Annotated in this window: 21 protein-coding genes; 5 read left to right on the top strand and 16 right to left on the bottom strand. The window is 69.0% G+C overall.

Translation table 11 applies throughout. The annotated features are described in order from the left end of the window. Nucleotides 1-27: 27 nt before the first annotated feature. The 4 genes from ABD255_RS36440 to groES form a co-directional block, all read right to left on the bottom strand. Nucleotides 28-1482 (bottom strand): hypothetical protein, encoded by a 1455-nt coding sequence (locus tag ABD255_RS36440; protein ID WP_344221344.1) that lies wholly within the window; start codon nt 1480-1482, stop codon nt 28-30. Then, on the bottom strand, nt 1475-2095 hold the full coding sequence (gene shbA, locus ABD255_RS36435) for an RNA polymerase sigma factor ShbA (RefSeq protein ID WP_344221343.1): 621 nt from the start codon (nt 2093-2095) through the stop codon (nt 1475-1477). Before shbA ends, ABD255_RS36440 begins: the two co-directional genes overlap by 8 nt. Before the next feature lie 213 nt (nt 2096-2308). Continuing rightward, nucleotides 2309-3928, bottom strand: coding sequence for a chaperonin GroEL (gene groL / locus ABD255_RS36430; RefSeq protein WP_344221342.1), 1620 nt, complete (start codon nt 3926-3928; stop codon nt 2309-2311). 117 nt (nt 3929-4045) lie between these two features. Continuing rightward, the gene (gene groES, locus ABD255_RS36425) at nt 4046-4342 is read right to left on the bottom strand and encodes a co-chaperone GroES (protein WP_328329211.1); all 297 of its coding nucleotides are present in this window, start codon (nt 4340-4342) and stop codon (nt 4046-4048) included. A gap of 313 nt (nt 4343-4655) precedes the next feature. Between groES and ABD255_RS36420 the strand changes: the two genes are divergently transcribed. Further along, complete coding sequence (locus tag ABD255_RS36420; protein WP_344221341.1) at nt 4656-5300, top strand: peptidoglycan-binding domain-containing protein; 645 nt, start codon at nt 4656-4658, stop codon at nt 5298-5300. 22 nt (nt 5301-5322) lie between these two features. Beyond that, on the top strand, nt 5323-6507 hold the full coding sequence (locus tag ABD255_RS36415) for a class I SAM-dependent methyltransferase (protein WP_344221340.1): 1185 nt from the start codon (nt 5323-5325) through the stop codon (nt 6505-6507). 101 nt (nt 6508-6608) lie between these two features. On the opposite strand, the gene ABD255_RS36410 is transcribed toward ABD255_RS36415, so the two are convergent. Genes ABD255_RS36410 through ABD255_RS36395 form a run of 4 tightly spaced genes read right to left on the bottom strand, consistent with a single transcriptional unit; the run spans nt 6609 to nt 9328 of the window. Next, entirely contained in the window at nt 6609-7364 is a 756-nt protein-coding gene (locus tag ABD255_RS36410) for a dienelactone hydrolase family protein (protein WP_344221339.1), read from the bottom strand. A gap of 34 nt (nt 7365-7398) precedes the next feature. Next, nucleotides 7399-7848 carry a GNAT family N-acetyltransferase gene (locus tag ABD255_RS36405; RefSeq protein ID WP_344221338.1) on the bottom strand — a complete coding sequence of 150 codons (450 nt, stop codon included), beginning with the start codon at nt 7846-7848 and terminating at the stop codon, nt 7399-7401. Continuing rightward, on the bottom strand, nt 7845-8900 hold the full coding sequence (gene tsaD, locus ABD255_RS36400; RefSeq protein WP_344221337.1) for a tRNA (adenosine(37)-N6)-threonylcarbamoyltransferase complex transferase subunit TsaD: 1056 nt from the start codon (nt 8898-8900) through the stop codon (nt 7845-7847). The genes ABD255_RS36405 and tsaD overlap by 4 nt, the downstream gene beginning before the upstream one ends. Then, nucleotides 8897-9328 carry a GNAT family N-acetyltransferase gene (locus ABD255_RS36395; RefSeq protein ID WP_344221336.1) on the bottom strand — a complete coding sequence of 144 codons (432 nt, stop codon included), beginning with the start codon at nt 9326-9328 and terminating at the stop codon, nt 8897-8899. The genes tsaD and ABD255_RS36395 overlap by 4 nt, the downstream gene beginning before the upstream one ends. Before the next feature lie 137 nt (nt 9329-9465). Between ABD255_RS36395 and ABD255_RS36390 the strand changes: the two genes are divergently transcribed. Then, nucleotides 9466-10647, top strand: coding sequence for an RNA-guided endonuclease InsQ/TnpB family protein (locus ABD255_RS36390; RefSeq protein WP_344221461.1), 1182 nt, complete (start codon nt 9466-9468; stop codon nt 10645-10647). A 36-nt stretch (nt 10648-10683) separates the two neighbouring features. On the opposite strand, the gene tsaB is transcribed toward ABD255_RS36390, so the two are convergent. Genes tsaB through ABD255_RS36360 form a run of 6 tightly spaced genes read right to left on the bottom strand, consistent with a single transcriptional unit; the run spans nt 10684 to nt 16272 of the window. Then, nucleotides 10684-11352 carry a tRNA (adenosine(37)-N6)-threonylcarbamoyltransferase complex dimerization subunit type 1 TsaB gene (gene tsaB, locus ABD255_RS36385; protein ID WP_344221335.1) on the bottom strand — a complete coding sequence of 223 codons (669 nt, stop codon included), beginning with the start codon at nt 11350-11352 and terminating at the stop codon, nt 10684-10686. Between the two features lie 2 nt (nt 11353-11354). Next, nucleotides 11355-12398, bottom strand: coding sequence for a tRNA (adenosine(37)-N6)-threonylcarbamoyltransferase complex ATPase subunit type 1 TsaE (gene tsaE / locus ABD255_RS36380; protein ID WP_344221334.1), 1044 nt, complete (start codon nt 12396-12398; stop codon nt 11355-11357). Next, a complete protein-coding gene (locus ABD255_RS36375) occupies nt 12395-13513 on the bottom strand; it encodes an alpha/beta fold hydrolase (RefSeq protein WP_344221333.1) in 1119 nt (372 codons plus the stop codon). Before ABD255_RS36375 ends, tsaE begins: the two co-directional genes overlap by 4 nt. 5 nt (nt 13514-13518) lie before the next feature. Next, nucleotides 13519-14667: an alanine racemase gene (gene alr, locus ABD255_RS36370; protein ID WP_344221332.1), complete on the bottom strand. Its 1149-nt coding sequence runs from the start codon at nt 14665-14667 to the stop codon at nt 13519-13521. Nucleotides 14668-14682: 15 nt separating this feature from the next. After that, entirely contained in the window at nt 14683-15330 is a 648-nt protein-coding gene (locus ABD255_RS36365; RefSeq protein ID WP_344221331.1) for an HAD family hydrolase, read from the bottom strand. Between the two features lie 9 nt (nt 15331-15339). Continuing rightward, the gene (locus ABD255_RS36360) at nt 15340-16272 is read right to left on the bottom strand and encodes a LysR family transcriptional regulator (RefSeq protein WP_344221330.1); all 933 of its coding nucleotides are present in this window, start codon (nt 16270-16272) and stop codon (nt 15340-15342) included. 82 nt (nt 16273-16354) lie between these two features. Between ABD255_RS36360 and ABD255_RS36355 the strand changes: the two genes are divergently transcribed. Beyond that, nucleotides 16355-17395, top strand: coding sequence for an aminotransferase class V-fold PLP-dependent enzyme (locus ABD255_RS36355; protein ID WP_344221329.1), 1041 nt, complete (start codon nt 16355-16357; stop codon nt 17393-17395). A 51-nt stretch (nt 17396-17446) separates the two neighbouring features. Here the strand turns inward: ABD255_RS36355 and ABD255_RS36350 are convergent, their stop codons facing one another. Then, on the bottom strand, nt 17447-18649 hold the full coding sequence (locus ABD255_RS36350) for a GH12 family glycosyl hydrolase domain-containing protein (RefSeq protein WP_344221328.1): 1203 nt from the start codon (nt 18647-18649) through the stop codon (nt 17447-17449). 279 nt (nt 18650-18928) lie between these two features. Between ABD255_RS36350 and ABD255_RS36345 the strand changes: the two genes are divergently transcribed. Next, a complete protein-coding gene (locus ABD255_RS36345) occupies nt 18929-19702 on the top strand; it encodes an META domain-containing protein (RefSeq protein WP_344221327.1) in 774 nt (257 codons plus the stop codon). A 3-nt stretch (nt 19703-19705) separates the two neighbouring features. On the opposite strand, the gene ABD255_RS36340 is transcribed toward ABD255_RS36345, so the two are convergent. Beyond that, nucleotides 19706-22747: a sugar-binding protein gene (locus tag ABD255_RS36340; protein ID WP_344221326.1), complete on the bottom strand. Its 3042-nt coding sequence runs from the start codon at nt 22745-22747 to the stop codon at nt 19706-19708. Nucleotides 22748-22755 lie beyond the last annotated feature (8 nt).

Raw genomic sequence — 22755 nt, 5'->3', positions numbered from 1 at the left:
CCCGGTGCGGAGCCTGCCCGGAACCGGTCAGCGAGAGCCCATCGGGCCGTTCAGGACGGTGAGGATCTGCCGCAGCGTCATCGGGGCCATCGAGCCGTGCGCCCTGGCGATCGCGGCGTGCCTGCCCTCGGCGTACCGGCCGCTGGAGTGCTTGCCCTTGGCGTACTGCGCCTTGGCGTAGCCGAGCGACTTCTTACCGTTGGAGTGCTTGGCCTTGGACTTTGTCTCCTTGGCGACGTACTGCTCCAGGCGGGTGGGCTCGGCCGACTCGGTGGTCGGTAGCGCCCGGGCCACGACGGTCGCGAGCACCTCCGTGGGCTCGTCCCCGGCCGGCTCGTCGCCGCTGGTTCCGTCGTCCTGCGAGTCACCCGACTGGTCGCCTGCCTGGTCACCGGTCTGGTCGCTCGGGGTGGTCTGCTCGGACCCGCCGGTGCTCGTGTCGCCACCCGGGCTGGTCTGATCACCCGTGCTGGTGTCGCCACCTGTCGTGGTGTCGCCACCCGTCGTGGTGTCGCCACCCGTGGTGGTGTCCTCACCCGCGCTGGTGTCGCTCCCGGCGCCCGTGTCACCGGAGCCGGTCTCGCCACCGCTGGACGGCACGGTGGTGGGGTTGGTGCTCGGGTTGCCGGTGGAACCGTTGTCCCCCGAACCGTTGTCGCTCGAACCGGTGCCGGTCGTCGGCGGCGTGGTCGGGGCCGGCGTCTGCGGCGCGTTGGTCGGCTCGGTCGTCGGCGGCGTGGTCACCGGCGGATCCGTCGGCGTCGGCTCGGTGGTCGGCGGCTCGGACGGCTGGTCCGTCGGATCCGAGGTCGGCACCTCCACCGGCTTCTCGTCGACCGGCTCCTCCTCGGCCGGCGGATTGGCCGGCACCTCCACCTTGGTCGGCGCCTCGACCACCGGCGGGCGGGCCAGCGGCGGCTGGAGCACTGTGTCCACGTCGGCCGGCGGGATGCCGGGCGCCGCGAGACGCTGCTCCTCGCGCTTCTCGTCGGCCGCCTTGGCCTCTTCCTGCTTCTCCTTGTAGTCCTTCGCGACCTTGACGATCTTGGTCTTGTCGACCACCGGCAGCCCGTCGAGCTGCTCCAGCGGCGAACTGGTCTCCGGCCGGACCGCGTCGACGACCTTCTTGATCACCTCTTCGTACGGCGACAGCGGGTCGCCGGTGACCGCCGCGGCCACCCCGGAGACCGACAACGCGGCCACCGCGGCGATGCCCAGGGCCACACCCCGGGCGGCCATCTTGCGCGCGAACGGATCCATCGCCGGGTTCATCGCGGCACACCGTGCCAGGAAGCTCTCCGGATCGTCGATCGTCTCCACCGGGAGCTCGTCCTCGACCTCCACCGCCAGCCGCAGATCGGCCAGCAGCTTCAGGGCCGGGTCGTGCTCACCCGCCGACCAGGCGGATTCCCCACCGGCTGCGAGCAGGTCGAGCAGCGCGTCATCGGCCTCTATCGCTTCTAGATCAAAACGGTCAGCCATGTCGCCCCTCCCCTGCCCCTCGTTCCGACTTTGCCTCATGCCCCACAAACCCCCTGAGCGTGTTCAACGCCCGATGCTGTGCGACCCTCACCGCCCCCGGTGTCATCCCCAGTGCCCGGCCGGTCTCCTCGGCTGACATCCCCGCTACCACCCGGAGCCGCAGGATCTCCCGCAACTTCTCCGGCAATCTGTCCAGCAGTCCCATGATGTGCTGGACCTCTGAATGTCTGACCGCGTGCTCCTCCGGCGTCGGCGACTCGTCCGCCCCGTCCGGAAGATCCGGTGTCGACAAGTCCGCGACCGCGAACGCGCGCTGCGCATCGGCGACTTTACGCGCCGCGATGCCGTACACGAAGGCCTCGAACGGCCTTCCCTCGTCCCGGTAGCGGTTCAGCGCCCCGAAGACGGCGACACAGACTTCCTGCGAGACGTCGTCGACCATGTCGGCGCCGCCCGGGTAAGTCCACAGCCTCGAGCGCACGTAGCGGTGGGCGACGGCCCGCACCCTGGTGAGCAGGTCGTTCAGAGCTACGCCGTCACCGGCCGCCGCCGAAGCGGCGAGGTCACGGAGCTCGACCCGATCATGGGTGTGCGGTACATGGACCTCGGTCACCCCTCGCCCCCCTCGTTGCGGACCGGTCAGCCTGCAAGATAGTACGGCGCTCAACCCTCGTTGCCTAGTGGCAATAGGTGATCTCGGAGCTTTTTTCACTACGAACAGTGATCGGTACCGCGGCCACCCTCAGGCCGCACCCGGGTGGGACGAGAAACCGCCCGGCTGGTCCGAAGACCGGCCGGGCGGTTGGTGGTGCGAAGAGCGAGGAGATCAGTGGCCGTGACCGTGGCCGTGACCGGCCGCGGCGGGCTCCTCTTCCTCGGGCTTGTCGACGACCAGGGTCTCCGTGGTGAGGAGCAGGGCCGCGATCGAGCCGGCGTTCGCCAGCGCGGAGCGCGTCACCTTGACCGGGTCGAGGACGCCCTGCGCGAGCAGGTCGCCGTACTCGCCGGTGGCGGCGTTGAAGCCGCTGCCGACCTCGAGCTCGGCCACCTTGGCGGTGACGACGTAGCCCTCGTAGCCGCCGTTCTCGGCGATCCAGCGCAGCGGCTCGACGATCGCCTTCCTGACGATCCGGACACCGGCGAGCTCGTCACCCTCCAGGTCCAGGCCGTTCTCCAGCACCGCGGCGGCGTGGACGAGAGCGGAGCCGCCACCGGCGACGATGCCCTCCTCGATCGCCGCACGGGTCGCCGAGACGGCGTCCTCGATGCGGTGCTTCTTCTCCTTCAGCTCGACCTCGGTGGCCGCGCCGACCTTGATCACGCAGACGCCACCGGCCAGCTTGGCCAGCCGCTCCTGCAGCTTCTCGCGGTCCCAGTCGGAGTCGGTCCGCTCGATCTCGGCCTTGATCTGGTTGACCCGGGCGTCGATCTCGTCGGACTTGCCGGCACCCTCGACGACCGTGGTGTTGTCCTTGCTGACCACGATCCGGCGGGCGGTGCCGAGCACCTCGAGCCCGACCTGGTCCAGCTTGAGGCCGACCTCGGGGGCGATGACCTGCGCACCGGTCAGCGAGGCCAGGTCCTCGAGCATCGCCTTGCGACGGTCGCCGAAGCCCGGCGCCTTGACGGCGACCGAGGTGAAGTTGCCGCGGATCTTGTTGACCACCAGGGTCGACAGGGCCTCGCCCTCGACGTCCTCGGCGATGATCAGCAGCGCCTTGCCGGACTGCACGACCTTCTCCAGCAGCGGCAGCAGGTCCGCGACCGCGGAGATCTTGCCCTGGTGGATGAGGATGTACGGGTCGTCCAGCACCGCTTCGCCGGCCTCGGCGTCGGTGATGAAGTAGGGCGAGATGAAGCCCTTGTCGAACTGCATGCCCTCGGTGAAGTCCAGCTCGGTGCCGAAGGTGTTCGACTCCTCGACGGTGATGACGCCGTCCTTGCCGACCTTGTCGAAGGCCTCCGCGATCAGCGCGCCGATCTCGGCGTCGCGGGCGGAGATGGTGGCGACGTGGGCCATGTCGCCCTTGTCGTCGACCGGGCGGGCGGTCTCGATCAGCTTCGCCGAGACGGCCTCGACGGCGGCCTCGATGCCCTTCTTCAGGCCCATCGGGTTGACGCCGGCCGCAACGGCCCGCAGGCCCTCGTGCACCAGCGCCTGCGCCAGCACGGTCGCGGTCGTCGTACCGTCACCGGCGATGTCGTTGGTCTTGGTGGCAACTTCCTTGGTCAGCTGCGCACCCAGGTTCTCGAACGGGTCGTCCAGCTCGACCTCACGGGCGACGGTGACACCGTCGTTGGTGATGGTCGGTGCGCCCCACTTCTTGTCCAGCACGACGTAGCGGCCCTTCGGCCCCAGCGTCACCTTCACCGTGTTCGCGAGCTTGTCGACGCCGCGCTCCAGCGCGCGCCGCGCGTTCTCGTCGAACTCGAGGATCTTCGGCATGGAAAACTAGTCCCTCTCTGAGTTTCTGCGTGGGTGCTCGCGGCCGCCCGAACCGACTCCGCTCCGGAGCCAGGTACCGGCGCCGGAGCGGTGTCAGTCAGGACGAACGAGCGATCGTCACTTGGTGACGACTGCGAGGATGTCGCGGGCGCCCAGGATCAGGTAGTCCTGGCCGTCGTACTTGACCTCGGTGCCGCCGTACTTGGAGTAGATGACCTTGTCGCCGACGCTAACGTCCAGCGGGACACGGTTGCCGTTGTCGTCGATGCGGCCGGGGCCGACGGCGAGGATCTCGCCCTCCTGCGGCTTCTCCTTGGCGGTGTCCGGGATGACCAGGCCGGACTTCGTGGTCTGCTCGGCTTCGAGCGGCGCAACGAGGATGCGGTCCTCGAGCGGCTTGATCGTGACCGACACTTGCTGACCTCCACGGTCGAGTTCTTGGTGTGTTCTGGGGTGCTGCGAGCGGCCGTTCACCTCTGCCGTCGCGGGGATCAGAGGCCGGGCCGCTGGCACCCTCCAGTGGAGAGTGCCAACACCGAATCTAGGCCGCGATTAGCACTCGGTCAACTCGAGTGCCAGAATCTCGCCCCCGGCGAACGTCCGCACCCGTAGTGATCTCGCCGCTGCTTTCCGCCACCGAGCTCTGGGCGAAAGGCAGGCGGGCGTGCGACCGTCTTGTCTGAAGGCATCCCGGCCGCCCCGGGATCGACCGCCCCGAGGAGACACCATGGCCCTCCGCATCCCGTCCCTGAGGAGTTTGCCGAAGCTCACTTCGCGCAAGACCGCCGTCATCGTCGTGATCCTGCTCAGCCCGATCGCGGTCGCCGGTCTGGCGGCGAAGGGGCAGGACCAGCCGGCTTCGGGCGGGGCGCCCGCGCCGGGCGGCGGTGCGCCCGCAGTACAGGTGCAGCCGGCTGAGGATGCCGCGGCGAGCGACGTGCGGACGGAGGCTGAGGTGCAGGCGGAGGCTGAGGCACAGGCGGCGGCCGCGCTGGTCCAGTGCCGGACGGCTCGGCTGATACCGGTCGGCAGGACCGGGTGGGGCGTGCCGATGCCGTCGGTCTGGCAAAGCACCAGTACCAACTGCAACCTCATGTACGGCGACAACCCGAACCGGGGCTCCGCGCGCTCGGGCGACCCCGATACCGCGATCCGGACTCTGCAGCGCAACCTGAACTACTGCTACGGCTACCGCCTCACAGTGGACGGCGTGTACGGCAGCAACACCCGTGCAGTGGTCAAGGCCGTCCAGAAGCGGCACAAGCTCACAGCAGACGGCATCTACGGTCCCAAGACCCGCTCGGCGATTAACTGGCGGCTGTTCTCCTCCAAGACGAACACCTGGAGCAAGGCCTGCTCCAGCCCGCTGTAGCTCGCCGGGCAGACTTGGGCGGGTGGACCCCTCGTCGATCACCTCACTGCTCACCGCACCCGGGTCCGCAGTACTGGCTGAGGCCTGTGCGGAGTTCACCCCCGGCGGCGAGTTGAGGCTGGTCGAGCAACTCCGACGCCGGTACGACGCTGCGGTGGTGACCGCCGCGGTCACGCAGGCTTCGCTGCGGCACCGGGCTGTGGCCAAGTTCGGGGCGGCCGATGCCGCGCGGATGTACTTCACCCCGGACGGGCTTGAGCAGGCCACTCGGACAGCAGTCGGCGTGCACAGAGCCACCCGCATCGCTCAGACGCTCCCCGGCACCACCGTGGTCGATCTGGGCTGCGGGATCGGTGGCGACCTGATCAGCTCGGCTCGGGCCGGACTGCGGGTCACGGGGGTCGAGCGGGATCCCGCCACGGCTGCTGCGGCTCGGGCCAACCTTGCGGCTCTGGGACTCCCCGGGGAGGTGCTGGTCGGAGACGCCGAGGCGCAGGACGTCACGCAGTACGAGGTGGTGTTCGCGGATCCGGCGCGACGGGCGGACGGCAAGCGGGTGTTCGACCACAACGCCTACTCCCCGCCGTGGTCCTTCATCACCGAACTGCTGTCAGGTACTGCGTGCGTCAAGGTCGCCCCGGGCATCCCGCACGAGGCCGTACCGGACGGGGTCGAGGCGGAGTGGGTGAGCGACGCCGGTGAGGTCAAGGAGGCCGCACTGTGGTCCCGCAAGCTCTACGCCGGTACTACACGCCGCGCGACCCTGCTGCCGAGTGGAGCCACTGTCACCTCGGCACCCGAGGCCGATAGCGGCCCAGTCGGGCAGTACATCTACGAACCGGACGGGGCCGTCGTAAGAGCCGGCTTGGTCACCGCGGTCGCCGCAGCGGTAGACGGCTGGCTCCTGGACCCACGCATCGCCTATGTGACCTCAGACGACCTTGTACCGACCCCGCTGGCATCCGCCTACCAGGTGGTCGAAGAACTGCCCTACAAGGAGAAAGCCCTGCGTTCTTGGGTGCGCAAAGAGGGCATCGGCACCCTCGAGATCAAGAAACGCGGCGTCGACTTCGACCCCGCAGTCCTCCGCAAGAAGCTGTCCCTCAAGGGTTCGGCGAGCGCCACCCTCATCGTCACGAGGATCGGCCGCGACGCCGTCGCCTACTCCTGCCACCGAGTTGCGCCAACAGGGCATTCGAACATATGATCGACCCCATGAGCGGGCTCCTGACCGGCTTGCCGACGGACGAGGTGCTGCGTCTGTTGCCGCACCCAGTCAGGAGCCCGCCACTAATCCCCCGCTGACAGCTAGAGCTGTTCGAGGGTTTTGGGGTGTAGGACTCTGAGGCGGAGACGGGCGGTGGCTATGTCGCGTACTCCGGCTGATGGGCCGCCGGTGGGGTTCCACAGTGGGAGGGGTTCGGTTTTGTTGGCTGTGGTGGGGGTGGGGAAGTCGACGGGATTGCCGAGGGCCAGGGTGACGAAGCGGCGGACTAGGTCGTTCCAGTCGGCGGGGCGGTGGAGCATGGCGTGTTTCTCGGCATCGACGGTGACGAGGGCGACTGGGATGCCGGCGGCTCGGAGGCGGTGGGTGTAGGCGGCGGTCAAGGCTGGGGAGGTGATGCGGTCGAGGGTGCCGTGGGCGAAGACGACAGGGCCTCGGAGGGCGACGAGAGGCTCGCCGGCGGGGAGCCATGGAGCTAGGCCCAGGACGCCGGCGACCAGCGGGTGATTGCCGGCGGCAACGACTGCTCGGCCGCCCATCGAGTGGCCGATGAGGAACACTCGGCGGATGGACGACGGCAGGCCATCCAGCACTGTTTCCAAGTCGCGGGCGGGGTGGGCCTCGGGGCCGTTCCAGCCGCGGTAGCGGTAGCGCATCAGGCCGACGGCGGCATCAGGTGCTGCCGAGCGAGCAGCTACCGCGAAGGGCCACATCCGTAGGATCGGTGCCCGCCAGGCACCGGCGGCGGCAAGGGAATCAACGCCGCCGCCGTGGGCCAGCAGCACCAAATCCGAAGCACCCCGCGGCGCGGCCACCAGATCGATCCCCGGCAGACTCATGACTGCCCGTTCAGCAGGTTGATGCCTGGCACACTCATGATTGCCCGTAGAGCACAGCGGGGTCCTGCTGGACCACCAGGAAGCGGCTCGGGTCCGCCACTTCCTTGAACCCGTAGGACCGATACAAGTCGTGTGCGTCCGCCGTCGCCAGCATCGTCCGTCGCAGCCCTTGCAACTCGGGGTGGTCAAGCAGCGTCGACACCACGAATCGCCCGAGCCCGTGGCCACGATGCGACGGCAGCACGAAGACATCCGCGATCCACGCGTACGTCGCCCGGTCCGTCACCGCCCGCGCGTACGCGACCTGCGCACCCTCGGCGTCGTAGACCCCGACGTTCAGGCTGTTCGCGACCGCCCGGGCCACCACGTCGCGCGGCACCCCCGGCGCCCAGTACGACGTACGCAGGAAGCCTTGTACTACGTCCAGATCCACCCGCGCCGCGTCATCGTCGGCGACGTACCCGCCCGGGTGCTCCCACCTCATCGGTTCAGCACCGTGGTGATCGGCATGGACGAGTCGGCCGGCAACCCCAGCGGCGACGGCGCCTGCCCGGCCCGGACCAGTTCGGACCCGAGCGCGGCCACCATCGCGCCGTTGTCCGTGCACAACCCCGGCCGCGGCACCCGTACTGCGATGCCCGCGGCCGAGCACCGCTCCTCGGCCATCGCCCGGAGCCGCGAGTTCGCCGCGACGCCGCCACCGATCAGTAGGTGCTCGTAGCCGCGGTCCTTGCAGGCGTCGATCGCCTTGCGTGTCAGCACGTCGCAGACAGCCTCCTGGAAAGCAGCCGCCACGTGGTTCACCGGAACGTCTTCACCATCACGCCGCTTCGCCTCGACCCAGCGCGCGACAGCCGTCTTCAACCCCGAGAACGAGAAGTCGAACCGGTGCCGCTCGAGATCCCGCTGACTCGTCAGCCCGCGGGGAAAGCGAACGTACAGCGCGTCCCCGCCGTCCCGTGCCGCCTTGTCGATATATGGACCGCCGGGGAACGGCAGCCCGAGCACCCGCGCGACCTTGTCGAACGCCTCGCCGGCCGCGTCGTCGATGGTCGCGCCCATCGGTTCGACGCCGACGGTGATGTCCTCGACCGCGAGCAGCGACGAGTGCCCGCCGGACACGAGCATCGCGATCGCGCCCTTGGGGATGTCGCCGTGCTCCAGTGTGTCGACGGCGACGTGCGCGGCGAGGTGGTTCACGCCGTACAGCGGCTTGTCGAGCGAGAGCGCCAGACCCTTGGCCGCGGCGACGCCGACGAGCAGGGCGCCGGCCAGGCCGGGGCCGCTGGTGACGGCGATCGCGTCGACGTCGGTGGGCTTGATCCCGGCGGTCTCGCAGGCGCGGCGGATCGTCGGCACCATCGCCTCGAGGTGCGCGCGACTGGCGACCTCCGGCACGACGCCGCCGAACCGGGCGTGCTCCTCGACGCTGGACGCGATCGCGTCGGCGAGCAGCGTCTGGCCGCGGACGATCCCGACACCGGTCTCGTCGCAGGACGTCTCGATGCCCAGGATCAGGGGCTCGTTCTCACTCATGCCGCATTCTCCAACCGCATAATCACCGCATCCTCGCCGCCGGCGTAATAGCCCTTGCGCCGGCTGATCTCCTCGAAGCCGAAACCGCGGTACAGCGCACCGGCCGACTCGTTGCCTGCAGCAACCTCCAGCAGGACCGTCCGGCCGGCGCAGCGCCGCAACCCCGCCGTCAGCAACTGCCCACCAACCCCTGTACGCCGTACTTCCGGCGCGACCGCGATCCGCAGCAGATCCACCGGGTCCTCCGCCGCGGCAGGAACCAGGAGTACCAGATACCCGACGGCAGTCCCTTCGTCCGCCACCAGGATCACTCGGTCGTCGGACAGTCGCTCGAACTCCGTCGTCCAGGCGACCGTACTCCACGCCATCAGCCCGAAGCACATTTCGTCCAAAGCAACCAGAACGGGTAGGTCGTCCGCTGTCGCCACTCGAATCGCAGGTCTCACTTGGGTCGTCGCGGGGATGCCCCGTTGATCAAGGTGGGGCAGGAGCCGCGTCTGCCTCCCTTCGGAGATCGGGGACTGTCGGTCCCGGCTGATTGGATCGTTCCGTGTCCCGGTTCCGGATGTACCCGACTCTCGCGCAGCAAGCTGCGTTGCTGGAACACTGCAGGCATGCCCGGTATGTGTGGAACCTGGCGCTCGAGCAGTGGTCGATGTGGACACGCGACAAGAGACCGACGCCAAGCTTTGCGGAGCAATGCCGGCAACTGACGGCGGCGCGGGCCGTGTTCGGCTGGCTGCGGGCCGGTTCGCAGACCGTGCAGCAGCAGGCGCTGCGGGACTTCGACCGAGCTGTCAGGAACTTCTATGCCGGTACCCACCGGCGGCCGATGTGGCGCCGGGCCGACCTGCATGAGGGGTTCCGTATCGTCGGTGGTCAGGCATCCCGGGTAGTGAAGCTGAACCGGACGTGGGCCGCGGTCAACGTGCCGAAGGTCGGCTGGGTACGATTCCGGCTGTCCCGCGCGATTCCCGCTGCGAAGTCCTACCGCATCACCCGCGACCGGGTGGGTCGCTGGCATCTCGCGTTCGCCGTGGTCCCGCCGCCCATTCCCGCACCGGGTACGGGCGAGGTCGTCGGTGTCGACCGCGGCGTCACCGTCTCGGCGGCCCTGTCTACCGGTGAGCTCTTGTCGTGCCCCGGCCTGTCGAACCGTGAACAGGAACGGTGCAAGCACCTGCAACGCCGCCTGTCCCGCTGCCGTCGCGGCTCCAACCGGCGTCAGCGGGTGAGGGCTGCGATCGCCAGGCTCTATGCCCGTGCCCGCGATCGCCGCAAGGACTGGGTAGAGAAGACGAGCACCGACCTTGCACGACGATTCGATGTCATCCGGGTGGAAGATCTGCGCATCGCGCAGATGACCAGACGCCCCAAGCCCAAACCCGATCCCGAACGTCCAGGTAGGTACCTGCCGAACCGTCGCCGTGCCAAGGCAGGTCTGAACCGTGGCATTCTGGTCAGCGGCTGGGGCGGCCTGGTGGCCCGGCTGGAGGACAAAGCAGCAGGACGAGTCGAGAAAGTGAACCCTGCGTACACGTCGCAGACCTGCAGCGTCTGCGGGCACCGCGCACCGGACAACCGCGAGAGCCAAGCGGTCTTCCGATGCGCGGGCTGCGGACATCAGGCGAACGCGGACGTGAACGCAGCAGTCAACATCGCGGCCGGACGGGCCGTCAGCGCACGCCGAGAGACGCCGGCACGGATCTCGCTGAAGCGTGAACCTCAACTCGCTACCTTTGCGTAGGGGTTGGAATCCCGTCCCTTGGGGGCAGGGAGGACGTCAATTGGGCAGCACGCTCTTGGGGCCACCGGACATCGTTACGTCGGGCCGCCGCAGGTAGAGCGGGTCCGGAGCGACCACCGGGAGGGTCCCGGTCGCCACTCCGAGCGCGAGTACCTCGGCCGACGGGTACTCGATCACGTCGGCGGTGTCGACTCCGAGCGCCTCCGCATAGAGCACGGCGCCGCGGCCGATCACGGGGAGGCCAGACAGCACGTGAGCCACTTCGGCCGGGCGATCCACCGCCGGCCCTTCCAGCCGCCGCCGACTGCCGTCAGCCGCGGGGCCGTCGTACAGGGCCCAGTAGATCTCCTTGCGGCGCGCGTCGGTCGCGACGGCGACTGGCAGGGCGAGAGAGGACTGGCGGGCCAGGATGTCGAGACTGCAGACGCCGGCGACCTCGATGCCGAGCATGTCCGCCATCGTCCGCGCCGTCACCAGCCCGACCCGCAGTCCGGTGAACGGGCCAGGTCCCACGCCGACCGCAATCTTCGTCAGATCCCGCGGCGAGCATCCAGCAGTCGCCAACGCGTCGGCGATGGCAGGCGCTAGCAGCTCGCCGTGCCGCAGAGCATCCACAGTGGAAGAAGAAGCCACCACAGCACCGCTGACCGGATCAGCCAACGCCACGGTGACAGCCGCACTGGAGGTATCAAAAGCAAGCAGCACGGCTAGCTCCTCTCCGGCTCCGCCGGAGCGGAGGAGGTGGGGTGGGAGGACGCCGCGCGCGCCGGCTCCACCGTCGGATCTGCCGCCGGCTGCGCCGGCGCAGTCGATGGAGTCGGCTCAGTCCGCGCAGTCGGTGGGGTCAGGTGCACGCCGGCCTCGGCCCAGCGGGGGCCGGCCGGAGTCACTCTCAGGTCTCGGGTTTCGTCGGTGTCGTTGTCGCCTCGGGTGATGACGATGTCCAGGCGGTCCGGGGCGAGCGTCTCTGCCAGGCCGTGGCCCCATTCGACGACGGTGACGGCGTCGTCGAGGCTGGCGTCCAGGTCCAGGTCGTCGAGTTCGGCGATGCCGCCCAGTCGATAGGCGTCCACGTGGACCAAGGCGGGACCGCCGGCCAGGGACGGGTGCACACGGGAGATCACGAAGGTCGGCGAGGTGATGGCACCCCGCACCTTCAAGCCGGCGCCCAGGCCTTGAGTGAACGTCGTCTTGCCGGCACCGAGATCGCCCGACAGAACCAGTACGTCGCCCGCTCGCAACTGCCCGGCGAGCTCCTCGCCGGCAGCCCGCATGTCCTCAGCAGTCGGAACGGTCAGCGAGATCGGCATCGCCTTCGCATAGATCAGATTCTGGCCTTCGCGGGACACCACCGAATACCCGCGACGCCGCCAGAACTCGACCGTGTCCGGCAGTTCCACCCGCGCGATCAACCGGACCCGGCGCAACCCACGAGCCCGCGCGGCGTCCTCGGCGCAGCCGACCATCGCCGAAGCGACGCCACGGCCCTGGAAGCGCGGGTTCACCGACACCCGGCGCAGCCCGAGCACCTCGCCGTCGACCTCGTAGAGCATCGCTCCGGCCGGCACGCCATCGATCAGCACCAGCAGCCCACCGTGCGCGGCGACAGCGGCGCCGACGGTGGAGGCGTTCTCGGACAGTGCGGTGGACGGCGGGTCGAGAGTACGGCGGGCGGAGAAGGCGTGGTGGATCACCGCGACGATCTGGTCCACGTGCTCCGCGGTCGCGTCCACCACGTGCAGGTCGGTCATGTCTGTCCCAGGGATAGTTCGGCCCGCTCGATCATGCCGAGCAGTGCTGCGGTGAACTCACGATGATGCTCGATCAGGCCGAGGTGCCCGCAGTTCTTCACCTCGACCAGTTCGGCGCCGGGCACGTGCCGGACGATCTCCTCGGCGTGCTCGAACGGCGTCAGGTGGTCGGAGTCGCCGCCGATCACGACGCACTCCACCTTCTGCAACGGCTCCAGGGATTCGTACTTGTCGTGCAGCGCGAAGATCGGATAGAACTCCGCGATCACCGAGATCGGGGTCGCGGCGATCATCTCGTTGACGAACTCGGTGAAGGCCGGCGGCACCTCGGAGCCGAACGAGTACTTCCGGGTCAGCAGGTAGCTGATGTCCGTACCGGCCTTCCGGCTGCGCTCGACCACGTCGGGGATCCGGGCCAGCGCCGCGACCGTCGGCGTCGCCAGCGCGCGGACCATCATGCCGACCCGGCCGGGCAACGCGATCGGGACCCGGTCGAGACCGCCCGCGCTGGTGGAGCACAGGCCGACGCCGATCACCCGGTCCCCGAACAGTTCGGGGTGCTGCTCGGCCAGCGCCATGATCGACATGCCGCCCATCGAGTGCCCGATCAGGATCACCGGACCGGTCGGCGCGTACTCGTTCAGGATCCCGTACAGGTCGCGGCCGAGTTGCTCGATGCTGACGTTCTCCTTCGGCGACCGCCCGGACCGGCCGTGCGAGCGCTGGTCGTAGAAGACCATCGTGCCGATCCCGGTCAGGTCGCGGCGCTCGAAGTGCCAGCAGTCCATGTTCAGCCCGTAGCCGTGCAGGAAGATCAGTGTCAGGTCCTCGGGCGGACGCGCCACCTTCCGCCGCAGCGGGCGCTGGGCGGGCGGCTCGGGCCGGCGGGACCGCAACAGAGCGTCGACCTCGACGTACAGCTCGACGCCGTCGTCCGCGGTGAAGACGTGAGGAGTACCGCGCAGCGAGCCGAACGGCTCGGCCTCGAGCTGCGCGCGCTGGCCGGACCGCCGGCCGATCACCTGGCGTTCGACGGCGACGCCGGCCGCGGCGCCCGCGGCGAGCACGCCGACCGCGGCGCCGATCAGGCCGGCAGTGCGCCCTACGTTGGCCATGCCGGTCACCTCCCGCTGTCGACGTACCGGCGGGGAATCCGTGCGCCCAGCCGGGTGACGATCTCGTAGTTGATGGTCTGCGCGGCGTCCGCCCAGTCGTCCGCGGTCGGCTCCCCGTCGACACCCGGCCCGAACAGGACGACCTCGTCGCCTGCCGCCGCGTCGTCGTCGTCGAGATTGACCACGCACTGATCCATGCAGATCCGGCCGACGATGGTACGACGCTCGCCCGCGACCTGGACCGGGGCCTGGCTCGAGGCGTGCCGCGGCAGGCCGTCGCCGTACCCGAGCGGGATCAGTCCGAGCGACGAGGGCTTCGGCGCGGTCCAGGTCAGCCCGTACGAGACGCCGGCGCCGGCCGGGACCCGTTTCACCATCGCGAGCCGGGCCCGCAGTGTCATCGCGGGCCGCAACCCCAGCTCGTCCGAGGGCAGCGCGCGCCCGAACGGGGACAGCCCGTACGTCGCGATGCCGGGCCGGACCAGGTCGAAATGGGTCTCGGGCAGCGCCAGCGTGCCGCCGGAGTTCGCCAGGTGCTTCACCGGCGGGTCGACGCCCAGCGCCTCCGCGACGTCCACCGCGGCCAGGAAGCCGGCCACCTGCGCCTCGTTCACCGGGCTCTTCGGCTCGTCGGAGGAGGCCAGGTGGGACCAGATGCCGGTGATCTCGATCCGGCCGGTCTTCTCCTCGGCCAGCGCGGCCTTCAGTAGCGCCGGCCAGTCCTCCGGCACCGCACCGCCGCGGCTCATCCCGGTGTCGATCTTCAGGTGCACCCGGGCGGGCCGGTCGACGACACCCGCGACGATCTCGTCGATCTCCCACGGGGCGCCCGCGGACAGGTCGATGTCCGCGGCGATGGCCTGCTCCAGCGGCTCGCCCGGGGTGGTCAGCCAGCAGAAGATCGGTCCGTTGTCCCCGGCGGCGCGCAACCGCAGCGCCTCCTCGAGCACCGCGACGCCGATCCAGTCGGCTCCCGCCTCCCGGACCGCCGCGGCGACCGGGAGCATGCCGTGGCCGTAGGCATCGGCCTTCAGTACCGTCATCAACTTGGCCGAGGCCAGGCGTGAACGCAGCGTGGCCACGTTGTGGCGGATCGCATCGAGGTCGACAACCGCTTCGGCACGCACCTTGGAGGGCTCTTGAGGCTCAGACATAGCCTCTCCAGTCTCTCAGGCGACTCGAATCAACGCGGGGAGGGCGGTCATCTGGTGGAAGATCGCGTCCGCCGAGGCCAGCTTCTCCTCGGCCGTCATGGCGGCGAAACCGAAGACCTTCATGCCCGCGGCGTTGGCCGCGGCGACGCCGAGCGGGCTGTCCTCGACGACGACGCAGTCGGTCGGCTTGACCCCCATCGAGCTCGCCGCGTACAGGAACAGGTCGGGCGCGGGCTTGCCGTGCTGTACGTCCTCGGAGCTGTAGATCCGGCCCTCGAACCGCTCCCAGAAGCCGACCGCCGTCAGCGCGGTGTGGATCCGCCGGTGCGTCCCGGACGAGGCCAGGCAGTAGGTGATGCCCTCGGCATCCAGCTGATCGAGCACCTCGCGCACGCCGGGAACCGGCTGGAGCCGGGCGAATCCATCGAACAGCCGCTGGTGGTAGCGATCCTCGAGATCCGCGGGCAACGGTGCCCCGAGCTTGACCTCGGCCTGCTGCCGCATCGACACCATGCTGCCGCCCATGAAGTCCCGGACCGCCTCGTCGAACGTGTACGGCAGGCCCGCCTCGGTCAGCAGGTCGGCCAGGATCGTGTTCGCCAGCCGCTCCGAATCCACCAGCACGCCGTCGTTGTCGAAGATCACCAAGCCAGGTCCGGTCACCTTGGAACCCTACGACAGGTGGACCAGCCGGCCGGCGGTCTGATCGGCCACCGCTCGGAGGGCTTCGATACCTGCCACGACGGCCGCGCTCTGCAGCAGTTCGGTGCGGAGCAGGACCCCGATCCGTCGTCGGGGTGAGGTTCGTACCCGGAGGACGGCCACGGCGTCGTTCGGCGCGGCCAGCAGGGCGAGCGCCGGGAGGAGGGTGATCGCGAGTCCTTCGGCCACCAGCCGCTGCACCACCACGTAGTCGTCGCTTCGATGACGAACGTCCGGCTCGAACCCGGCAGCGCGGGTGGTGGAGAGGAGGTTTTCCTCACAACGCGGGCAGCCGGCGATCCATCGCTCGCTCGCCAGGTCCCCCAGGTCGACAGGCCGCCGCCGACGAGCCAACCGGTGGTCTGCCGGCACCACCGCCCGCAGAGGATCTTCAAGCAGCGGCACCGTCACCAGATCACCACCGCTGTCTGCTTCCCCGGTGGCGTGGTCGAAGACCACGGCGAGGTCTGCGTCGCCTGCGGTGACGAGGGCGCGCGCTTCGGGTGGTTCGGCTTCCGTCAGCCGTACTTCGAGCCCCGGCGCCCGGGCCTCCAGTTGCGCGAGCGCGGGTGGCACCAAAACAGCAGCCGCCGAGGGAAACGCCACCACCGACAAGCTGCCGGCCTGCATCGAAGCCAGCGCCTGCAGTTCCGTCCGAGCCGCGGTGAGCCGGGAAGCCAAGGCATCCGCATGGGCGAGAAGCGCAGTACCGGCCTCGGTCAGGGTGATGCCGCGGACCGACCTGAGCAGCAGCGGAATACCGACCTCCCGTTCGAGCCGTTGCATGTGCTGCCCGACGGCCGGCTGCGTCCACCCGAGGGCGGTGGCAGCCGCGGACAGCGAGCCGTGGCGCGCGACCTCCCGAAAGATCAGCAACCGCCGCGGATCCAGCTCAGTACTCATTCCTCTATCAAAGCATTTCTTTGACCAAGCCTCAGAAAGACGCCGTAGCGCATGAGCTTGCCTACGACCGAAAGTAGAGCTCATGGTGAGCATCGAGCAAGCACAGAAGGAGTTCGACCCGACCGTGGTCTACCTGAACACGGCGACCTTCGGCCTACCACCGCGCACGAGCTGGCACGCACTCGAGCAGGCGCTGACCAACTGGCGCGGCGGCACGGCGAACCCGGTCGAGTACGACGAACCACTCGGCCGCGCGCGTGCGGCGTACGGGGAACTGGTGGGTGCCGAGCCGAGCCTGATCGCGGCGGGGAGCCAGGTATCGGGCTTCGTCGGCCTGGTAGCCCAGTGGCTGCCCGTCGGCGGCGAGGTGCTCGTCGCGGAAGGCGAGTTCACCAGCGTCACCTTCCCGTTCTTCGCTCTCGGGCATCGGGTCCGGGAGGTGCCGCTGGAACGGCTCGCGGACGAGGTTCGTCCCGAGACCGCGCTGGTGGCGGTGTCTGCCGTGCAGTCGGCGGATGGGCGAGTCGCGGACCTGGAGGCGCTCCGGGCGACCGGAGTACGGATTCTGCTGGACACCACCCAGGCCGCGGGCTGGCTGCCGATCGACGCCTCGCAGTACGCGTTCACTGTTGCCGGCGGCTACAAGTGGCTGCTCGCACCGCGCGGCACCGCGTTCTTCACCGTGCAACCCGAACTGCTCAACGAGCTCACCCCGATCAACGCCAACTGGTACGCCGGCGCCGACCCGTGGGACAGCATCTACGGCTCACCCCTGCGACTGGCTCCGGACGCCCGCAGGTTCGACCTCTCCCCCGCCTGGCACTCCTGGGTCGCCGCCGCTCCCGCCCTCGAGTTGATCCGCGACGTCGGCGCCGAGGCACTCCATCGGCATGCGACGACCCTCGCGGACCAGTTCCGCGCGGAAATCGGCCTGGACTCTCCCGAGCGGCCGTCGGCGATCGTGTCCGCGGCCGCCGACGAGGCGGTACCGGCGCTGATGGCAGCGGCCGGGATCGTCGCCGCAGTCCGGGCCGGCCGGTTGCGCCTGTCCTTCCACCTGTCCACGACCGAGGCCGACGTCGCACGGGCGGTCGATGTTCTAGGAGGCCACCTGCGCGACTGATCGGGTCCTACCGGTGTCCCGGACCGCGAGGCCCGGGACACCGGTAGCCGATCAGCTCTCGGTGATGGCGAAGTCGGTGAAGTTGAACCGCTGCTCCGTGTTGTTGGTGTCACAGATCTCGACGCCGTAGTCCACCTGCCAGGTGGTCGAATTGGCCGGGATCCACTTGCGTGCCTCGAGGTCGCGGAAGAACAGCTGCAGCGGCATCGTGCCGGACAGCTGCGGCGTCACCGAGACGTAGGTGAAGATGCCACCGGGGCTGTTCACGCCGCCGGACTTCCAGACCTGGTACTCCTTGCCGCCGATGGTCGTGGTGCCGACCTGGGTGCCGGCCGGGCGCTGGTTCCAGTTCTCGGTCCAGATCATCAGCTCGTTGTCGAAGTTGTTGTTGATCCAGATGTCGAACGCGACGTTGTAGATGCAGCCGGCGCAGCGCGGCGTGTTGGCGGCGAACCGGGCCGACTGGATCCGCGACAGCGGAACGTCGTCGTAGTCCTTGTGCACGTTCGGGTAGGCGCGGACAGCGGTGCCGTCCGGCTGCTTGGCCACCTCGTACCAGTTGTCGTAGTTGCAGGCGCCGAGGGTGTAGGTGCCGTTGTCGTTGTTCCACATGTTGTTGTGGACGTAGTACGAGCCGAACGTCCGGCCTTCACCCTGGTTGTTCGTCGAGGTGGTGGTGAACACCGGGTTGGTGCAGTTCTTCACCGGGCTCGTCGTACTCGTCGGGGTCGGCGTGGGCGTCGTCGGAGGCGTCGTGACCGGCGGTGTCGTCGTCGTGGGCGGTGTGGTGGGCGGCGTCGTGGGCGGCGTGCTGACCGGCGGTGTCGTCGGCGGCGTCGTAGGCGGCGTGCTGACCGGCGGCGTGGTCGGCGGCGGCGTGGCGTCGCCGGACGCGAAGTCGTAGTGCACCGAGAACCGTACGGTCCGCCCGGTCGGGTACCTGCTCCCGTCGTGGCGGGTCACCCGGAGGCGGTAGGTCGTGTCGGTGGTCAGGCGCGGGTCGATGGACAGGATCGACGGACCGGAGGCGATCGCGACGATGCTTGACGGCTTCACTCCGAAGCCGTGGGCCTGGGTACAGCCCGAGTTGCTGTCCAGCACGCAGGTCTCGACCCGCCCGGTGCTCGGGCGGTCAGGAACCGCGCTCGCCACGTCGGCGGTGCCGTCCTGCGCCGCGTTCACGGCGACAGGTAAGGCGATCACCGCGGAGATGGCCAGGAATACCGCGATGACGCGGCCCCGGGTAGTTCCCATGGAGCTTGGCATGCGTAATTTCCTCGTCTGGTAGACGGGTCACCATGCTCCCCCCAACGCTTGAAACTTGCTCACCCCAGCGCTCGAAAGTGGCCCTCAGTTGTCCTTCTGGGTCCCCAGTGAGGCCTGGACGGTGAGTCAGCAGCAGGTTGGGCTGGATCTCGTCGAGGCAGACCGATCGACGTTCGCCGATGGCCCTGTAGCTCGCGCAGGCCCAGACGTTACCCGGTCGTTACCAAAACGTGCAACGCGCTGGTGCCAACTGGCGTCCGTAGGGGTGTGAGAACGCGATTGCTGACAGTGCCGGCGGCCGGGTTGGCGTTGTTGCTGGGCGCGTGCGGGAGTGAGTCGGGCGCGGGCGAGTCGCTGGACGGGAAGTCGTTCCTGTCGGTCTCGGTGACCGAGGACGGCAAGGCCAGGCAGTTGGCGCCGAACACCCGGATCCAGCTGCAATTCATGGATGACGGACGGCTGACGGCGAATGCCGGCTGCAACTCGATGGGCGGCAAGGTCGCCACCAGCAGCGGGAAGCTCTCGGTCAAGGATCTGGCGATCACGGAGATGGGCTGCGACCCCCCGCGGCACACGCAGGACGACTGGTTCGCCAAGTTCCTGCAGGGCGAGCCGAGCTGGAAACTGGAGGCTGACAAGCTCACCGTCAGCCAAGGCGGTACTGCGCTCGTCCTCCAGGACCGGGAGACCGCCGATCCCGACAGGCCCCTCGACGGCACGAAGTGGTCCCTGGAGACGGTGATCTCCGGTGAGACCGCGTCGCACTCGACGGGTTCGGAGAAGGCGCACTTCACCATCGGCGGCGAACGCGTCACCGGCTCCACCGGGTGCAACGAATTCCAGGGCGTCGTCGCCCGGACCGGCGACAAACTCACCTTCGGCGAGCTGAGCACCACCCGCAAGGCCTGTACCGGCGACGCCGCCAAGCTGGAGCAGACGCTGCTCGGCGCGCTGAAGGGCGAGCTGACCTACACGATCGAGGCCGGCCGTCTGAAGCTCCGCGCTCCAGACGGCAACGGCCTCGACCTCACTGCCGGCTGACGACTACCCCTTCAGCCGTACGTCGAATGCTTGGACCTGGTCCTGCGAGTTCTCGAACGAGATCAGCAGACGCCCATCTGCCACCAACCGCGCGCGTTGGGCCGCCGTGAGTGGGATGGACAGGCGCCTGGTGTCCTCGGTGACCTGGGCGGTCGCCTGCTTGACGACGTGACCACTCATGTCAGGTGACCAGGCGGGGTAGCCGCCGTCCGTTACCGCGCAGGGCGTCAGGCCGTAGTCAGGCGCCGGGTCGGCTTCAGGCGAGCAACTGGTGGTGTAGACGGGGATCGCGCCGATCAGGCCGGTCCAGGCGAACAGGCGTGCTGTGCCTGCGCCGGCCGACGAGATGTCGAGGTCGATGGACGACCTGTTCAGCTCGACGTCACGGACCTTGAGCTGAGTGGTCGGCACCCGGCCCGAGATCGGTACGTCGTTGCGCGCCGACTGGGCGATCGTCTGCGGGGAGAGGGCTCCGTTCAGGTTGGGGTTGGAAACGTTCGGCGGTGCGGGAGTGGTCGGGCGATCCGCCGGCGGGGTGTAGCCGGTGAGGGACGCCTTGCCCCAGCGGTAGGGGTCTGACTGGACCGAGCCGAGCGCGGACCAGCCGAGCCTGGTGCTCATGTCGATGTGCCGGAGCGTCGTCGTCCCGGCAGCCGACGTGTCGTCGTTGTCGTACGGGGTGATGTTCAGACCGAGACGGGCGGGATCCACGGCGGCCGGAAGGTTGGCCAGCGGGATCTTCACCTCGAGGTCGTAGCCGCCACCGGTGTACGCGTGCGGCGTCGTGGTCTCGTTGCTTCCCACCCAGCTCGCGTTGGTCGCCACCTGGACGCCGGGAGCGTTGCCGATGCTGAGCGGCCCGGTCGAGTAGCCCTGGTGGTTGTCGGCGTCCCTGGACCAGCAAGGACCGTTCGCGCCGTTGCCGTTGCGGTTGGCCGGGTCGTTGGTGAACGGGAAGATGCCGAGCTTGAAGGTGTTCGCGGTGTCCTTCAGAACCTCTGAGGCGTTACCTCGCGGGTCGAGCAGGATCTCCACCGAGTCGGCCTGCCAGTGTCCGACGCATTCCTCGGGTGTCACCGCGTACGACTGGTAGTCGTCGCGGACGTGCACGAAGAAGTAGAGCGCGTCGTCGGACCAGCTGACCTTCGCAGTACTGCCGTCGCCGGTCGCGGAGACACCACAGTCGTCGACGCCCGTGCAACCGGCCGCACCCTGCCAGACCCGGCCGAGGTCGAGCGTCGGACCGGCGTACTCACCAGGTGACGCGGTACCGTCCACCACCGGAGTGGCGGTCGCCTTCGCGATCGTTGTCGAAGGCACCAACGACAACGTCAATGTCTCGCTCCCCGAACCGGCCGGCGCGCTGTACGTCGTCGTGATCGGGATCGACACGTTCTGCGTCGCGGGTAGGGCCGTGTCGGTATTCGTGACCTGGAAGGTCACGGTCGTCTCAGCCCCAGGAGCCAAGCCCGGATAGGGTTTCGACACCGCGTCGGCCGTGAAGTTGGCGGGCAGCGTCAGCCCCACCGTGCCGCTCTGCGGCTGACTCGACCAGTTGTGCACCACGACCGGCAGGGTCAGAGTCTTGCCCACGGCAAGGGACTGGATCGCTCCCGAGCGGCCGAGTCGAGTCGCCTGCGGGGCGGTGTCCGCGAGCCACTGGTCGTACTCCTGCCAGTTCCCCCAGCGCTGGAAGCGCCCTTCGGTCGGAGAGACGATCCGGACGACGTTGTCGGTGTAGCCGGACTTCGCGCCACTGGTGAAGAGCGCGGAGATCTTGAAGTTCTGGTTGACCGCGGCGGTGCTGCTCGGCGTGACGGTGAACGTCACCGTCGTCTCCTTCTGGTCGGAGACCTTGCCGACCTGCTGGGGCGCACTCACGGTCCAGCCCGGCGGAACGGTCAGTGCGGCCTGTCCGGCCGGCAGGGAGCCCTTGAGGTGCAGTGTCGCCTGGAAGGGCTCGCCGGCCACGTTGAGGAAGCGGGAGAAGGTCAGGTACTCCAGCGTGCCCTCGGGCAGACCACCCGGGTCGGCCTTGGTCGCGCCGAACAGGATCGCGTCGTCCAGCCCCGCCTTGGGGTTCGCAGTACCGTCGGGCAGGGTGTTCGGCTGGAACGGCACGAACGACTGGGTCATGCCGAACCGCGAACAGGCCGGCGCCGAATCGCCCTTGTACATCACGCGACTCTGCGTCGGATAGGCCGCACGGCCCTCGTCCGCGACCTGCTGCCAGATCTTCGCCGAACCCACCGGCTTGCCCTGCAGGTTCCCGGCCGGCCACTTGTACGGCGAGTCGTAGCCGGTCCACACACCGGCGACCGTGTCGAGGTTGGTGCCAGGGTTCGGGACGAATCCGGTCGTGCAGTTCGCGGCCGCGGTAGTGCCACCGGTTCCCGCGGTACTGCCGCCGGAGAAGACCTTCTTCACCTGCCAGGTGCTGAGCGCGTTCTTGCCCGACAACTGCTCGGGGAACTTCGTCGGGTCGGCCGCGGCGAGCACGCCTTCCCAGATCAGCCGCCCTGCCTGCTGGTGATTCCCGTGCCCGGCCTGCAGGGTCGGAGTGAAGCCGACGTAGATCTCCGGCTGGGTCGTGCGGATCACCCGGGTGACGCGCCGCAGCGTCTCCTCCTCGTCCCAGAAGTACTGCGTCAGCGGTGCGCTCTGGTTGTAGAAGAAGTCGACCCGGTCCAGGTTGAAGATGTCGACCGTGCCGGACCGGTAGTGCGCGACCCGGTCCTCGTTCTCCCGGCGCAGCCCCAGGTCCGGCCCGAGTTCGTTGCCGGCGGAGTTCCCGCCGCCTTCGCCGCGGGTGACCATGATGATGCCGCACTTGGTGCCGTAGCGCTGGTTCCAGACACCGCAGGGGCCGATGATGCTGGTGTCGTCGTCGGGGTGGGCCCACTCCCCCATCACGTCGATCTTGGTGTCGCGGTCGGCGACGTACCGGCCGGGTGGACTGCCGCCGGCCTGGGCCGGCGCGGTGATTCCGAGGGGGATCAGGACAGCGGCTGCCAGCAGGGCAACCATGGTGCGGTAACGCTTCATTGCTGTCT

This window comes from Kribbella sancticallisti (genome assembly GCF_039530625.1).
Taxonomy (GTDB): Bacteria; Actinomycetota; Actinomycetes; order Propionibacteriales; family Kribbellaceae; genus Kribbella; species Kribbella sancticallisti.
The sequence above is the reverse complement of the archived record's forward strand: the minus strand, read 5'-3'. Positions and strand labels throughout refer to the sequence as shown.

Excerpts from the sequence above, each read along its gene's own strand:
- ABD255_RS36440 (WP_344221344.1), bottom strand. The coding sequence starts at position 1,482 with ATGGCTGACCGTTTTGATCTAGAAGCGATAGAGGCCGATGACGCGCTG.
- groL (WP_344221342.1), bottom strand. The coding sequence starts at position 3,928 with ATGCCGAAGATCCTCGAGTTCGACGAGAACGCGCGGCGCGCGCTGGAG.
- ABD255_RS36420 (WP_344221341.1), top strand. The coding sequence starts at position 4,656 with ATGGCCCTCCGCATCCCGTCCCTGAGGAGTTTGCCGAAGCTCACTTCG.
- ABD255_RS36410 (WP_344221339.1), bottom strand. The coding sequence starts at position 7,364 with ATGAGTCTGCCGGGGATCGATCTGGTGGCCGCGCCGCGGGGTGCTTCG.
- ABD255_RS36405 (WP_344221338.1), bottom strand. The coding sequence starts at position 7,848 with ATGAGGTGGGAGCACCCGGGCGGGTACGTCGCCGACGATGACGCGGCG.
- tsaD (WP_344221337.1), bottom strand. The coding sequence starts at position 8,900 with ATGAGTGAGAACGAGCCCCTGATCCTGGGCATCGAGACGTCCTGCGAC.
- ABD255_RS36390 (WP_344221461.1), top strand. The coding sequence starts at position 9,466 with ATGTACCCGACTCTCGCGCAGCAAGCTGCGTTGCTGGAACACTGCAGG.
- tsaE (WP_344221334.1), bottom strand. The coding sequence starts at position 12,398 with ATGACCGACCTGCACGTGGTGGACGCGACCGCGGAGCACGTGGACCAG.
- ABD255_RS36375 (WP_344221333.1), bottom strand. The coding sequence starts at position 13,513 with ATGGCCAACGTAGGGCGCACTGCCGGCCTGATCGGCGCCGCGGTCGGC.
- alr (WP_344221332.1), bottom strand. The coding sequence starts at position 14,667 with ATGTCTGAGCCTCAAGAGCCCTCCAAGGTGCGTGCCGAAGCGGTTGTC.
- ABD255_RS36360 (WP_344221330.1), bottom strand. The coding sequence starts at position 16,272 with ATGAGTACTGAGCTGGATCCGCGGCGGTTGCTGATCTTTCGGGAGGTC.
- ABD255_RS36355 (WP_344221329.1), top strand. The coding sequence starts at position 16,355 with ATGGTGAGCATCGAGCAAGCACAGAAGGAGTTCGACCCGACCGTGGTC.
- ABD255_RS36350 (WP_344221328.1), bottom strand. The coding sequence starts at position 18,649 with ATGGGAACTACCCGGGGCCGCGTCATCGCGGTATTCCTGGCCATCTCC.
- ABD255_RS36340 (WP_344221326.1), bottom strand. The coding sequence starts at position 22,747 with ATGAAGCGTTACCGCACCATGGTTGCCCTGCTGGCAGCCGCTGTCCTG.